Here is a 13,732-nt window from a genome sequence, read left to right on the forward strand (position 1 = left end):
ATGCACGCAACAGGTGATTTCGTTTTTGACACAATAGAAAAAGCAAATGTGCAGGTTTTGGAGAAGATCGAAGCATGGGGCTATATTTCTTATAAGGTCTTTAACCCAGCAACCGGTCGGGTGTATAAGGCAAATGAGGAACAGCTTAGCTCATCGGGCAGTACGATGCAGTATGATGAAAATTATCTGCGCTATGTTACGCTGCTCTCTAAAATCAAAAACGAAACTGCCGGTGGCTTTCTTTCTTCTCTTGCCAGCGGAATTATTCCCTTGCCGCACCAGCTCCATGTGTTGAACCGTGCAATGGAGACCAACAACATTCGCTATATTCTGGCGGATGAAGTTGGTCTTGGTAAGACGATTGAAGCTGGTATGATCATCCGTGAATTGAAGAGCCGTGGTCTTGTTAGTAGGATTCTCGTTGTTTGCCCGACTGGTCTGGTGACCCAGTGGGCAAGCGAGATGCAGGAAAAGTTCCATGAGAAATTTCAAGTAATTTTGCCATCCGATTATGATACGATTCGCCGCCTGACGGATAATGATGATGTGTATGGTCAGTTCGATCAGGTGATTTCCCCGATGGATTCTATTAAGCCGATTGAAAAACACGCCGGTTGGAGTGAGGAAAAGGTTGAAAAGTACAACGAGGAACGAATCTATTCCATCATCAACAGTGGATGGGATTTGATCATCATAGATGAGGCGCATCGTGTGGCTGGTTCCTCCGGCGAAGTGGCTCGCTACAAGCTGGGCAATCTGTTGGCACAGGCAAGCCCATATCTGCTGCTGTTGTCAGCAACACCGCATAATGGCAAAACTGAGCCGTTTTTGCGGCTGATTCGTTTGCTGGATGCGGATGCTTTCCCGAATGCCAAATCTATTGTCCGAGAACAGGTTGCTCCATTCCTGATCCGCACGGAAAAGCGCGAGGCCATTGACAATAATGGTAATCTGCTGTTCAAGAACCGTATCACTCATCTTGTGACGATTTCATGGGACGAACGCAATAATTTACAGCGGGAACTGTATGAGATGGTCAGTTCCTATGTCGCAAAGACCTATAACAAAGCACTGCGCAATCGCAAGAAAAATATGTGCCTGATCTTCCTGTTGATTATCATGCAGCGCATGGTGACGAGCAGTACTGCGGCCATTCGACAGAGCTTGGAGCGCAGATTAAATGTTCTTCTGGAGCAGCGCACCTGCGTTGGTAATTTAAGGGAAGAAGATTTGGATGAACTGAACATCGAGGATGGTGTTGAGGATGCTCTCGAAGCGATTTCTCTGGACATGGAGTTGGAAATCGAAGAGCTGAAGCAGATTATCTCCCTTGCAAAACAAGCACAGTTCCAGAACCAGGATGCAAAAGTGGAGCCGCTGTTGAATGAGATTGATGCTATTTTGAGTGAGGATCGCACACAAAAGGTTATTATTTTTACAGAATTTGTTGCTACGCAGACTTATTTGCAGGAGCTGCTTGTGAATAGAGGCTATACGGTAACGATTCTAAACGGCGGCATGAGCATTGACGAACGAAATGCTGCCATGCAGGAGTTTAAGACCAGTACCAGTATTTTCATTTCGACAGATGCCGGTGGCGAAGGTCTGAACTTGCAGTTTGCCAATATTATCATTAACTATGACCTTCCGTGGAACCCAATGAAAATCGAGCAGCGATGTGGTCGTGTTGATCGTATTGGTCAGCAGAGAGATGTGCATATTTATAACTTTATTGTGGGCGAAACAGTAGAAAACCGTGTTCGTGAAGTGCTGGAAGAAAAACTGTCCGTTATTCTGAAAGAAATGGGCGTTGATAAGTATTCCGATGTTCTGGACAGCGAAGTAGCAGAATGTGACTTTACGGATGTATATATGCGCTCCATTGGTCATGCTTCACAGGTAGAGAAGAATCTGTACCCAGTTGAGGCAGAGATGAAGCAGCAGCTTACGAATGCGCAGAAATATAAAGATGTGATCCGAGAAGAGAAAGACTTGACAAAACTTGTCGGAACAGAGTCGAATTTCGATGTAGACAGTGCGCTCCGCACAATGCTGACCTATTATGAGTGCTGGCAGGGGCATGACCCGCGTTTGATTGACCGCATCAGCATTGCAGATGAAGAAATCACACAGCATTTGAAGACGGAGTTGGTGCAGGATCGGACGGCACCGCTTATGTCCATCCAGATTGACAACTTCCCCAATGAGGAAGGCTATTTTATGCTTTGGGAGCTGTCTATCTCTGAAAAAGAGAGCGGAAAGCGGATTTTGCCGATATTTGTCAACAGCGCAATGGTATTGCGACCGATGGCAGGAAAGCGTATTATGGATGTTTTCCTCGATGGAAACAGCAAGCTCCGGGTTTCGTCTGCGTCGAATGTGGATGCGGAAATTTATTCTAAGCTTGAAAAAAGTTGCATGGATTTTGCCTATGACACATTTGTTGAATTAAAAGAGAAGCAGATGCAGCAGAATGAGGAGAGTTTCAAGAAATATATGTATGCTTTGGAGCTGAGGCAAGAGGCTGCGGAACATATTGGGATTGAGAATATCCGGAGAAGCCGCCTGCAAAAGCTGCAAAAAGAAAAGGCAAACATTGAAGCACAGCACAGGAAAGGCTCACAGGTATATCCGGATTTTAGGTTAATTATGATGGCAAGATTGGAGGCGTAACAGATGTTTGGAGACTATGTGTTTGAAAAAACAGCTGCACAGTATACGAAAAAAATGATGCTCGTTGATGCAGATCATCTGGAAGAAAAAGCGCATTATAGCGCGGTGTTTCAGGCACATGGCTTCAGGACTGTTGTGTATACTGATGATTTGAACTTCCGGGTTAATAATACAAGCCTTCTAAATGGAGAGGAAAAGCTTGCGATTCTGGTGCAGCCGGGTGTTTATGTGCCATATGATATTCGGAAAAAATGCCGGGAGGAAGAAATTTCGTTCGAGTCATTATTTCCAAAGTTGAATAGCGTAGTTTTGCGAGAAAGCAAAAATCTGGATTTGGAACTGCTTACGCTGGCATATCAGACTGATTTTGAGGAATACCATGAACGGAAAAAGACGGAAATGTTTCTTCGCCTCAAAATGTATGCTCAGAAAAATGTTGAGCTATATTTGAGAGATTTATACGAATGTGCATTAAACCAAGCGAAAAGTGTTGAAGATTATAGGGCTTGGTTTGAACTTGCGGAGAAAAAAGCAACGATTGATGTAACCGCAGCAGAACACAATGTTGACATTGATACTTCGGAATTGAATCGGGCGTTCTGCGCCTATGCGATGAAAAATTTTGGAAAGCTGTCTTCGGAAATCAACCTGGAATCACCGGTCATGGTAAGCAGTGTCATGGATTATATCCATGACCATAGTGAAAAGGCTGCCATTATCGTAATGGATGGTATGTCAGAATTTGACTGGACGATATTGAAAAGATCGTTTGCGGGAATTTGTTATCGTCAAAGTGCTGCCTTTGCCATGATTCCATCTACGACATCTATTTCTCGCCAATGCCTACTGAGTGGAAAATATCCCAGTCAGCTGATTGAACCGTGGAAGCAAAGTAAAGAGAAGAATGAATTTTACGAATGCGCAAGAAAATATGGGTATAAGGACAATCAGATAGGCTACGAACGAGGGTATGATGCAAGCTTTTCGGCGTTTGTAAAGTGTGGGGCTGTCATCATTCTTGATATTGATGAATTGGTTCATGCCCAATATCAGGGACGCATTGGAATGTTGAATGATGATACGGTGCTGATGAAACAAAATAAGCTTGCTGAGTTGACCAAAAGATTGTTGCAGGATGGCTTTGATGTCTATATTACAGCAGATCATGGAAACACGCCTTGTAAAGGACTGGGACGATTGACCGGCTCTGGCGTTGAAGTCGAAACAAGAAGCCACAAAATGGTGGTCTTGAAGGATTTTGCTAATAAAGACAGTTTGATAGAACGATACGGCCTTTTGGAATATCCGAAATACTACTTGCCCAAAGATTATGACTATCTAATCTGCAATGTAGGGGATTCTTTGGATATCAAAGGTGAAAATGTAATGACGCATGGCGGGATTTCGCTTGACGAAGTGGTGGTTCCGTTCATAATCGCGAGGACGGAGGATTATCATGGCTAAAATGGTTGGTTTGTCAAGAAAACTGAAATTACCTTGGCTGAAATATACGGTTGATTTAGTGGCGGACGGCACAGCGGAATCGGAGATTAAAGATAAGCTCAATGAGTATTTGAGCTATGAGATTGATAGCCCAACGGTTCTTCGTAAGACCAGAGAGATTTTGATGAACATCTGGGTTTATGACAATCCATACAGCTCCTGCTTAAAAAGCGAGGCAGTACAACTGATAGAAAAGTATCCGGAATATGCGGTGAGTATCAACTGGTGCATGATGTTGGCGGCATATCCGGTGTTTCTTGATATGTGCAAACTTATTGGAAAAATGTCGGAATTTCAGGATGAAATAACACTTGCCCAGTTAAAGCAAAAGCTATTTGATGAGTGGGGAGAAAGAACAACCTTATATCATTCGATTGATAAATTGATTTCAACATTGAAGGAATTCGATGTGCTACGCTGTGAAAAACCGGGAAAGTATCACATCAACAGGATGACAGTAAATAATGAACAAGTCAGTGCATTTATGGCATATGCAGTGATGAATATTGATGACAGTGGATACTACTCTTTTCAGGAATTGAATGATTCAGTATATCTGTTTCCCTTTGAATATCATGTTGAAAAGGAAACTATTGTTTCAGATGACAGATTTTCAATCAGTACATTTGGTGGTGAGATTTCGATATCTTTAACTTGAAATGAAATATCCGGGAAAGGAGATTTTTATGGCTGATAATCGAAAGAAAGCCTCGATGTCACAGGTTCTGACAGATATAAAGCCTTACATAACGAAAAAGTTTATGGCGGCTCCCTGTGTTAAGGAGCAAGACATTCAGGCTATTTGTCAAATTCTCCTGCCCAGATACAAGAATGTACAGCTTATGCAGGGACTGACCAACAACAAGCTGGATTTCAGAATTCAGGTAAAAGGTTTGTTCGGGACAGAAGAGAAACGGTTTGAAGTGGTTGGCGGTGATAAGAAAAGACCAGCAACCAAGAAGAAATCCGACCTGGGCTGGATTGATCGGCTGGAAGAAATAGATGCTGCATTAGATGATTTTTGATGGCGATGCAGTGTGGAGGAGGTGCGGCTAAGTGACCTGGGCTGAATATTATGAGCGATATGACGGATGGCAGGAAAGTACTCAGTATAGCCGTCTGGCCTCTATCAAGGACTTCGGACCGGATGGAAGTCCATCTGAGGAAATATGTGACTGCATTCAGTATGTGGATACGCGCACAGCGACCAGCATTCTTCGCAGAGCATTAGCAGCGGGAGTCCGGTTTCGAGCCGCGGAAGTTGCGGAGATTGCAGATAGCGGGCAAATCGAAGATGAAGAAGCACTGGAAAAGTTGATTCAGACAGCTGTGGATGCTTATACGGGGGAACAGCTGGATACGCTGCTGAGCTGTCTTCCTGATCCGAAACCGGTGTTTGAGTTGATTGATAAGATTACTTCCAAACCAACGCACTTTACAGAGGAGGATGTTCTGACACTGCTTCCTAATCTGCCAGATGAGGAATCCATCTATCAGTTGGTCAACTCGACAGATGCGATTTTCACAGAAAATGGGCTGAATGAGTTATGTGATTATGGTGTGGACGAGTCTCTGATTAGGAAGATTTCAAAGCGCAGTGGCATTCCGTATGCTGATCCAGATGAGCCTGACGAGGAAATTTCGCTTAAAGAGGCACAACCGAAGAAGCCGGGACTGTTCAGCAGTATACTAATGGGAATGGCTCTGGCTGGCAGTCCTAAGCCTAAAAATACAGGCAAATGCACGGGAGATTGTGCTCATTGTCCTCCCCACTATGGTTATCGCTATGGGCGATGGTATTATGGACATGGGCATACACATGGCTGCGAATTCTGTGGAAATGGAGGATGCAGTGGGAAGTGCAACATAGATTGACTTCGCTTGCAATGTGGAATGACACGCCAAGAATTATTTACATGGATACGCCAGCAGTACGGCACAGAGCCGGAATACCCCTGGCATGACTGGAATGCGGTGCTGCGGCACAACGACAATAACAAATGGTATGGTGTAGTTCTGGAAGTATCTGCTGATAAGTTGGGACTGCCGGAAGCAGGCATCATTGATGTCCTTAATGTGAAAAGTGATCCGCTGCTGATAGGCTCTCTTCGTGGGCAAGACGGCTATTTTCCAGCCTATCACATGAATAAGGAAAAATGGCTTAGTATTCAGCTTGGCAAACCAGAACTGGATGATGCCATCAAAGACCTGCTTTCTTTGAGCTATGAGCTGACGGCACCGAAGAAGCGCAAACCAAAGTCATCAGCAAAAAATCCGGGAGATTTCGCAAATGGCAAAGAAAAAGAAACTGACGAAGGCTGAGCGAAAGGAAGCTCGCCTCCGAAAAGGCAAGCAGTGGCTGCTCACCTATACCGGCTCACCGAAAAAGATGAACAAGCATTACCGGGAACGCTTTCATGTGGATGCTGTGACTGCCGCTAAAGATTTGCAGGAGCTTGGAGTCAATTATACACAAGAGCAGCTTGACCAGATTAAACAGGCTGAAGAACAGCGGCTTCGGCAGCGGAGAATGGAGCGGGAAGCGAAAGAACGGGAACGGCTGGGAGAACTGTATGAGGACTGCGATGGTCGTTTTGCCTTTATCGCCGGATATACAGATGGCGGCGCACCGTATGGTGTGATGTGGGAAGAAGTCGGCATTGATCCGGGACTGCCGTTCGAGGAAAAAGTGAAGCTCTATCACATGCAGATGTTAGGCTGATAATTGTGCAGACGGCATCTGCACAATTTGCAACAAAAAAGAGGAGCCGGTCAAGGCTCCTCGAAGATACGTTATTTCAAAAAGTTGCTTTTATGTTCCAGTGCGTGCAGATTATAGCCAAGTGTGGCCAGGTGTGCTACCTTCAGCGCAACCAGATTGATGTCAGTGGACATCGCGCTGGCGATCTGCTCGGCTGTGTATCCATACTCATAGATGTAACGAAGGACTTCGTTGCTGTCCATCAAGATCTCCGCTGCTACGATGTTCGCTTCATATTCCGGTTTGGATTTCATGTCGTAGAGCATGAACTCATGAATCGGGGTGGTTTTCGCCATATTCCGGTGAAGCTGATCATGCCCTAATTCATGTGCGCACACGATGCGCAGCATGTTTTCATCCAGACTGTTATTCAGGAAAATAAAGCGATTTCGCTTAATCACCCGGTACATTCCCTTCAGGGAACCAAAATTTTCGCAAAGCATAACATTGATACCAAGCTGCCTTGCAATTTCAAAAGGGTCTCTGGAACCGTAGCGTTTTACCAGTTTCTCACCGACCCGTGAAAGCTGTTCCGCATTCATCATACCACCTCCAGTTTACAGTATAGCGAAAAGTGTGTACGATAAATATCACTGATCGGATTTTTTACGCCTCGTTTTCGGGGCGTATTTTTTATTGTTCTCTTTGGCAATCCAGTAGGCATCGGTCAGAGCTTTATAAGCTCCTTCGATGGCATCTTCGCTTAATTCGCCGCCAGCGAACATACCGGTCACTTCGCTGACCAGTTCTTCAATATCTTTGGCTGCTTTTGCGCCACCTTTTTCATGAGCTTCTACGACATAGGTGCCGCTGCTTCCCAGCAGGTACTCGGTAGTAGTATTCAGCGCATCTGCAATCTTCTGGATCGTGACCATATTGGATGGTTTGCGGCTGCCAAGCTCATAATTCTGAATTGTGCGGGCGGTTACACCGGCCTTCTCTGCAAGTTCTACCTGAGTTAAATTGGCTTCTGTTCTTTTTTCTTTCAACCTTTCTTTGAAGACCATAGGAATACCTCTTTCTTTTTTGATGACGAACACGAACACTTTTTCATAAAAACCTATTGACACGAAAAACTGTGCTTGCTATAATGACGATGAAAACACGAAATACAATTCGTGTAATTATAGTATCACAAGAAATGCTGTGTGTCAATGCGTTCGTGAAAAGTTGTTCGTGCTTTCACGAACGGAGAGGAGGAATACGGGATGCAAAGAGTGATTCTTCATTGTGATATGAATAATTTCTATGCCTCTGTCGAGTGTATGCTGAACCCGGAACTGAAGAACAAGCCGGTGGCAGTGTGCGGTTCTGTGGAGGAACGGCATGGTATCGTACTTGCGAAGAACTATGCAGCAAAGGCGTTTGGTGTTTCCACGGGGGAGGCAATCTGGCAGGCAAAGCAGAAGTGCCAGGATCTTGTGATCGTGGAGCCGCACTATGAGCAATATATGAAGTTTTCAAAGCTGGCTCGTGAAATATACAGTCGCTATACCGATCAGATCGAGCCGTATGGGATGGACGAATGCTGGCTGGATGTGACCGGAAGCGGCTGCATGGGAACCGGATTTGAAATTGCAGATGAGATTCGCAGAACGGTTAAGTTTGAATTGGGACTTACGATTTCCGCAGGAGTGAGTTTCAACAAGATTTTTGCCAAGCTTGGGTCGGATATGAAAAAGCCGGATGCGATTACCTGCATCGAAGCAGATTCGTTCCGGGAGAAGATTTGGTGTCTTCCCGCCTCTGACTTGCTTGGAGTCGGCAGAGCGACCGAGAAGGTTCTGTCCGGTTATGGGATTCATACCATTGGAGAGCTTGCTGCAACATCGGATGATTTCTTGAAGTGCTGCCTTGGAAAGAATGGACTGGCGATTAAGAAATATGCCAATGGACTGGATGATTCGCCGGTTATGCGTTCCGATTATGTCTCCCCAGTAAAGAGCATTGGGCATGGGATAACGACCATGCAGGATTTGGAGAATAACGCCGAAGTCTGGTGTGTCATGCTGGAACTGGTGCAGGAGATCGGAACCAAGCTGCGAACACATAAGAAGAAAGCCGGCGGAATAGCGATTTCCATCCGTAACAACGAGCTTTACACGAAAGAGTGGCAGTGCCGGATTAGTATTCCGACACAAAGCCCTACTTATCTGGCGAAAACTGCATTTGCATTATTTGCAAAAAACTATCAGTGGGAACACCCGATTCGTTCAGTGACAGTTCGGGCAATCAACCTGTTTGAAGAGGATTGTCCGATACAATACGACCTATTCACCGATGTGAAATCACTGGATCGCCAGGAACGGTTGGACGCAGCGATTGAGCAGATTCGATTCCGATTCGGGAAAGATGCGATTAAAAATGGGGTACTTTTTCAGAAAAGCAAGATGCCGACAGAGCGAAAGGTGGATTTGGTTATGCCGACAGGAATGATTGGTTAATACAGCACCGGTAGAATCTGGTGAGTTCTTTGCTAAAAGAAGTCAACACATTCGCCGGTTTACAGAGGAGGAGCGTAGAATATGTCGGAACAGAAGTGTAGAAAAGTATATGTACCTGTGAATTTGGATGTGGATGCCGAGGGAAATATCCGCCCGCGCTTGATTCGGTGGATTGACGGACGGGTGTATGAGATCGACCGATTGAAGCATAAGTGTCGGGCTGCTTCCACGAAGGTAGGTGGCTGCGGAATCCGCTATACGGTCATGATCGGTGGGCATGAGAGTTTCCTGTACAACGAAGATGAAAAATGGTTCGTTGAAGCAAAGGAGCCGTGCCTATGATCCTTTCGCAGAAAAACATAGAAGAAATCGCTGTTGCAGTGATAAGAGATTTTCAAAAGTCCTTTTTCGGCAGCGAAGCAGATGATCCGGCAAGATTCGCACTTCCGACACCCATTGATCAGTTTGCATCCGATTATCTGAACCTGAAGGTGTCATTTCAAAAGTTGTCCTCGGACGGAAGCATCTATGGTTTGACCGCGTATGTGGATACAGAATATCAGATTGAAGTCGATGGAAGTCAGAGGAGCATCTTCCTGAAAACCAATGATGTGGTTCTGGACAAGAGCTTCATTGAACCGGAGAATATACGGAAACTCTGCGGAAAACGCAGATTTACGCTGGCACATGAGTGCGCTCACCAGATATTGTTTCAGCTGGATGCCGATGACCGAAAGATAGCCTGCCATAAGAGACCGGAAGTGAGGAAAAAAGGTTCCCGCGTTCTGAGAACGCAGGAAGATTGGAACGAGTGGCAGGCCAATTCGCTGGGAGCTGCCATCCTGATGCCCCAGTCAGAAGTGGATCGGGCGATGTGGTTCATCAACAGCAGAAAGCCTCTGACATGTTATGGATGGCGTTTTTATAACAAAGACCAGGTGAAGATAGATACTTTCTGTGGTGTCTTTGGCGTTTCGAGATCGGCAGCTGCTATCCGCTTGGAACAACTGGGCTATCTGAACCGGAAAAAGGATTATGAATATCGTGATCCATTGGAGGTGTGGCCATGAGCAGGAATATCAGAGTATCGGAACCATCTGCGGAAATGCAGATTAAAATCATCCGGGCAAAGGATGCGATTGCTTCGCAAAAGCCCAGGATTGTCAGGTGCCCTTATTGCCGACACAATTCAATCATCGTCTTTGAGGATACCAGAGGACATGTGCAGACCAAATGTAAGGCCTGCGGACGCGAGACCGTCTTCAATGTTTTGGAGATGAGAAGATTACGGAGATTGCAGCTCTACTATTCGTCTTTGAATGGTTGAGATGACAATAAATAACCCTATTAACACAATTTTATAAGTCATAGCTGTGCTGTGGAGCCGCTGACAGGCGAAGTCTTCCGAATGCCGCATGAGACAGAATTATGGGATACCCATGTTCTGTTTTATCGGCACAGGATTTTTCTTCACCGTCATGCGGCTCTTTTTTTGACCTTCCGTCGATCCGGTTCTGTACCGGCTGTGCGGAAGGAGAAACGTATGTATTTTGACGCAAAAGAGTTTGGTAAGAGACTTCACGATGTTCGCACTTCCCGTGGCATTACGCAGGAGGAACTGGCGGTTCGCCTGGGCCTGGCAAGCAAGCAGCATGTCAGCCGCATGGAGAACGGTGAACGCAGCTGCTCTATTGACTTGCTGATTGAACTGTCCTGCATCCTCCATGTCAGCACGGATTATCTTCTTATGGGCAGCGAGCCAAGCAAAGAGGAAGTCAAAAATGATCTTCTTAGTATTATTTCGGAGCTGTCTACGATTGCGAAGAAAATCTAAAAAGCATTAGGCGCAATATAACTGCTGACGGCGTAGAATCATGGTGGCTATCTTGGTGGATACCTTGATGGGTGTCATCCTCTAAGTTATCATGGGTTGCGTCATAGGACTTATCATTGGCTGTACCCATGATAGAGTGAGCATGAGTGATTTGAGCACCCTCACTGCCGTGGGCAATAAGGTGGATACAAAGATTCAAAACTGTGTGTGGGATGTCCGGCGATTTATCTTGCTCACTAACTTGGTCATTGACTAAGTTTTTCTGACTAAGTTGGTAATTTACATTTTTCAAGATGACTCTGAAATCTGTTGCCGTTGAGAAAATTTTCGGATTATATGCCGCTGTATATCCAGGCGGCTTTTCGGTTTCCCTGACGATTTTGCGTAGGCCGCTTCCATGACGCTCCATGTATTTCATGCGTTGGAACGGGTCAGCAATCACAGGGCTTGCCATATTGAACGGATACTTTTTAGTGTCAAAAACAAATCAGAAAATAAAAACGGAAAATCCGTTGATATTTTCTGATTTGCGGCGTATAATAAGATTATAAGAAAATAAAAACAAAAAAACTGTTTTTAGAGGAGGACTACCTATGAAAATACTCCGCATCACCGCACAAGGACTCCCATTATTCAAAAAAGACTTGGATATTTGCTTTTATACGCAGCAACGTGTTTGCGAAGAGGACAAAGATAGTCTTTACCGTTTGACGGATAATTACTATCTCCACTCTGCCTGTGCTTTCATTGGAATTAACGCATCTGGCAAGACCTCGGTATTAAAGGTCATTAGCTTGGCCTTAAATATTGTGAAAAATGAGCCCATCAATCATGTGGAGGCAAAAAGCATTCTTGGCGGAGCGAAGAATGTTACAATCCGCACATATTTTTATGATAAGCGTAGCTACATCTGCTGCTTGGAAACTGTAATTGCGGCAAAGAAGTCGAAAACAGGGGAATATGTGTATTCGATTCTGTCTGAAAGCCTTTGGGAAAAACCGATTGCAACCGTTAAGTCGAAAAAGTATCTGACAGATTTTACAGGAATGAAGCCTGTAGAGCAGCGCAATAGCGATGAAGCATACCTTTCTGATGATGTCAGCTTTGTCATTGCACATAATAAAAAAGCGAATGATACAGTGGAAATATTCAGCCTGCTTTCCTATACGAATGTGAATGTGCTTCCATTTACCGAAGATATTCCATTGGAGGTAATTGCGCTTCTCGATCCGACCATTGAGAAATTGTGTTTTGAGCAGGCAGAGGGAAAAACATTTATCCACTTGAAGTTTAAGGATGAAGAAGAGATTATCCTGAATAATGCGGCAGACCTTGAGCAGTATCTGTCCTCTGGTACGATTAAGGGTATTATTACATTCTCGATGGTAAAGGAAGTTCTTCATTCAGGTGGTTATCTTCTGGTAGATGAAATAGAGAATCATTTCAACAAGGAAATTGTAACGACCTTAGTGCGCTTCTTTATGGACAGCCGACTGAACAAAAATGGCGGAACGCTTATTTTCACTACGCATTATCCGGAACTGCTGGACGAATATGACCGAAATGACGGAATTTGTATCGTTAGAAACCGTAATGGCATTACAGCAGAAAATCTGAGCTATATATTGAAACGTAATGATATTAAAAAGAGTGATGCTTACCAGAGCGGCTTCCTTGAGGGAACAACGCCAGCATATGAAGCGTATATGCGCTTGAAGAAAAGCCTGGCTGCTTCAATCAATTAAGGAGGCGGCAGAATGGAATTTGCAAAATACAAGGCGTGTATATGTGAAGGCTCTGCCGAAGAAGCTATTATCGACATACTGGTTGATAATGATCTTCTGATTTTCAACAGAGAAGAAATGTTGGAAGAACGTGTCATTCGTTGCAGAAGTGCTAAACGATTCGAGGAGCGATACTTACGGAAAGGATTCGATGAGCAGATTTCTGTGATACGGATTTTGGATTCTCGCAGAGAGGAATTTCGATTGAGTAAAGCATATGAGCAGAAAATTGACGTGGTAAATGTCATTACTGCTCCAGAAATTGAAATGCTGATTATTCATGCGGAAGGAGCATATGATCAGTTTAAGCGTTCTGGAAAAAAACCAAGCGAATTTTGTAAAATAAATCTTCGGATGCATGATGTGAAGTCGTATGATTTTGTGAAGCAGTATTTCAGTAATCCTCAGCTCTTGGTGAAAGCCATAAAAGAGTATCGCAGAACAGCAAATATCCCCAAAGGAGAATACAGCTTGTCTGATTTGCTGAGATGAGCGTTGCTTTTTTGATACATTAGCCGTGACTCAAATGGTCACCAGGAGATAAACGGGTACCAGTTTATAGAAAATAGAATAGAATCGTCTTTGATGCCTCGTTGGGAAACCAACGGGGTATTTTTTTGCCTCAATCCGGCTGTATAGAACACTGAAAAAGTCAAAACGAACCGTATGTAGTCCTGCAAGGACAACCAAAGTGCGCCTACGAGGCCAACGCGAAACCGGAGGATTCTTGTTA

General features: G+C 44.6%; 16 protein-coding genes. 13 read left to right on the plus strand and 3 right to left on the minus strand.

The window, feature by feature from the left end; genetic code table 11:
• The 7 genes from ACTQ3V_RS02210 to ACTQ3V_RS02240 are packed head-to-tail and all read left to right on the plus strand — an operon-like array spanning nt 1 to nt 6,898.
• A complete protein-coding gene (locus ACTQ3V_RS02210; protein WP_238074556.1) occupies nt 1-2,673 on the plus strand; it encodes a DEAD/DEAH box helicase in 2,673 nt (890 codons plus the stop codon).
• 3 nt (nt 2,674-2,676) lie between these two features.
• A complete protein-coding gene (locus ACTQ3V_RS02215; protein ID WP_441466074.1) occupies nt 2,677-4,137 on the plus strand; it encodes a PglZ domain-containing protein in 1,461 nt (486 codons plus the stop codon).
• Nucleotides 4,130-4,834, plus strand: coding sequence for a hypothetical protein (locus tag ACTQ3V_RS02220; protein ID WP_178669689.1), 705 nt, complete (start codon nt 4,130-4,132; stop codon nt 4,832-4,834). Before ACTQ3V_RS02215 ends, ACTQ3V_RS02220 begins: the two co-directional genes overlap by 8 nt.
• Nucleotides 4,835-4,862: 28 nt before the next feature.
• Nucleotides 4,863-5,201, plus strand: a complete 339-nt coding sequence (locus ACTQ3V_RS02225; protein WP_337814934.1) for a hypothetical protein — start codon at nt 4,863-4,865, stop codon at nt 5,199-5,201.
• 31 nt (nt 5,202-5,232) lie between these two features.
• Entirely contained in the window at nt 5,233-6,051 is an 819-nt protein-coding gene (locus ACTQ3V_RS02230) for a hypothetical protein (RefSeq protein WP_441466075.1), read from the plus strand.
• An 18-nt stretch (nt 6,052-6,069) separates the two neighbouring features.
• A complete protein-coding gene (locus ACTQ3V_RS02235) occupies nt 6,070-6,498 on the plus strand; it encodes an MmcQ/YjbR family DNA-binding protein (RefSeq protein ID WP_117964040.1) in 429 nt (142 codons plus the stop codon).
• The gene (locus ACTQ3V_RS02240; protein ID WP_117964039.1) at nt 6,467-6,898 is read left to right on the plus strand and encodes a hypothetical protein; all 432 of its coding nucleotides are present in this window, start codon (nt 6,467-6,469) and stop codon (nt 6,896-6,898) included. The genes ACTQ3V_RS02235 and ACTQ3V_RS02240 overlap by 32 nt, the downstream gene beginning before the upstream one ends.
• Nucleotides 6,899-6,969: 71 nt before the next feature.
• On the opposite strand, the gene ACTQ3V_RS02245 is transcribed toward ACTQ3V_RS02240, so the two are convergent.
• Nucleotides 6,970-7,482, minus strand: coding sequence for an ImmA/IrrE family metallo-endopeptidase (locus ACTQ3V_RS02245; protein ID WP_330416899.1), 513 nt, complete (start codon nt 7,480-7,482; stop codon nt 6,970-6,972).
• Nucleotides 7,483-7,527: 45 nt separating this feature from the next.
• Nucleotides 7,528-7,944: a helix-turn-helix domain-containing protein gene (locus tag ACTQ3V_RS02250; RefSeq protein ID WP_002576372.1), complete on the minus strand. Its 417-nt coding sequence runs from the start codon at nt 7,942-7,944 to the stop codon at nt 7,528-7,530.
• Between the two features lie 201 nt (nt 7,945-8,145).
• Here ACTQ3V_RS02250 and ACTQ3V_RS02255 point away from each other — a divergent pair, with 201 nt between their 5' ends.
• The 4 genes from ACTQ3V_RS02255 (at nt 8,146) to ACTQ3V_RS02270 (ending at nt 11,215) form a co-directional block, all read left to right on the plus strand.
• On the plus strand, nt 8,146-9,381 hold the full coding sequence (locus ACTQ3V_RS02255; protein ID WP_441466076.1) for a DNA polymerase Y family protein: 1,236 nt from the start codon (nt 8,146-8,148) through the stop codon (nt 9,379-9,381).
• Nucleotides 9,382-9,462: 81 nt separating this feature from the next.
• Complete coding sequence (locus tag ACTQ3V_RS02260) at nt 9,463-9,723, plus strand: hypothetical protein (RefSeq protein ID WP_013274265.1); 261 nt, start codon at nt 9,463-9,465, stop codon at nt 9,721-9,723.
• Nucleotides 9,720-10,451 carry an ImmA/IrrE family metallo-endopeptidase gene (locus tag ACTQ3V_RS02265; RefSeq protein WP_117964036.1) on the plus strand — a complete coding sequence of 244 codons (732 nt, stop codon included), beginning with the start codon at nt 9,720-9,722 and terminating at the stop codon, nt 10,449-10,451. Before ACTQ3V_RS02260 ends, ACTQ3V_RS02265 begins: the two co-directional genes overlap by 4 nt.
• 473 nt (nt 10,452-10,924) lie before the next feature.
• Nucleotides 10,925-11,215 (plus strand): helix-turn-helix domain-containing protein, encoded by a 291-nt coding sequence (locus tag ACTQ3V_RS02270; RefSeq protein ID WP_002576367.1) that lies wholly within the window; start codon nt 10,925-10,927, stop codon nt 11,213-11,215.
• Here ACTQ3V_RS02270 and ACTQ3V_RS02275 read toward each other — a convergent pair.
• Entirely contained in the window at nt 11,193-11,669 is a 477-nt protein-coding gene (locus tag ACTQ3V_RS02275; protein ID WP_117964035.1) for an ATP-binding protein, read from the minus strand. The two genes, ACTQ3V_RS02270 and ACTQ3V_RS02275, sit on opposite strands and share 23 nt — an antisense overlap.
• A 139-nt stretch (nt 11,670-11,808) precedes the next feature.
• Between ACTQ3V_RS02275 and ACTQ3V_RS02280 the strand changes: the two genes are divergently transcribed.
• Both ACTQ3V_RS02280 and ACTQ3V_RS02285 read left to right on the plus strand, forming a co-directional pair.
• The gene (locus ACTQ3V_RS02280) at nt 11,809-12,960 is read left to right on the plus strand and encodes an AAA family ATPase (RefSeq protein WP_441466077.1); all 1,152 of its coding nucleotides are present in this window, start codon (nt 11,809-11,811) and stop codon (nt 12,958-12,960) included.
• 12 nt (nt 12,961-12,972) lie between these two features.
• Entirely contained in the window at nt 12,973-13,491 is a 519-nt protein-coding gene (locus ACTQ3V_RS02285) for a hypothetical protein (RefSeq protein ID WP_441466078.1), read from the plus strand.
• Nucleotides 13,492-13,732: the final 241 nt, after the last annotated feature.

The organism is Candidatus Agathobaculum pullicola, from assembly GCF_052117205.1.
GTDB classification, from domain to species: domain Bacteria; phylum Bacillota; class Clostridia; order Oscillospirales; family Butyricicoccaceae; genus Agathobaculum; species Agathobaculum pullicola.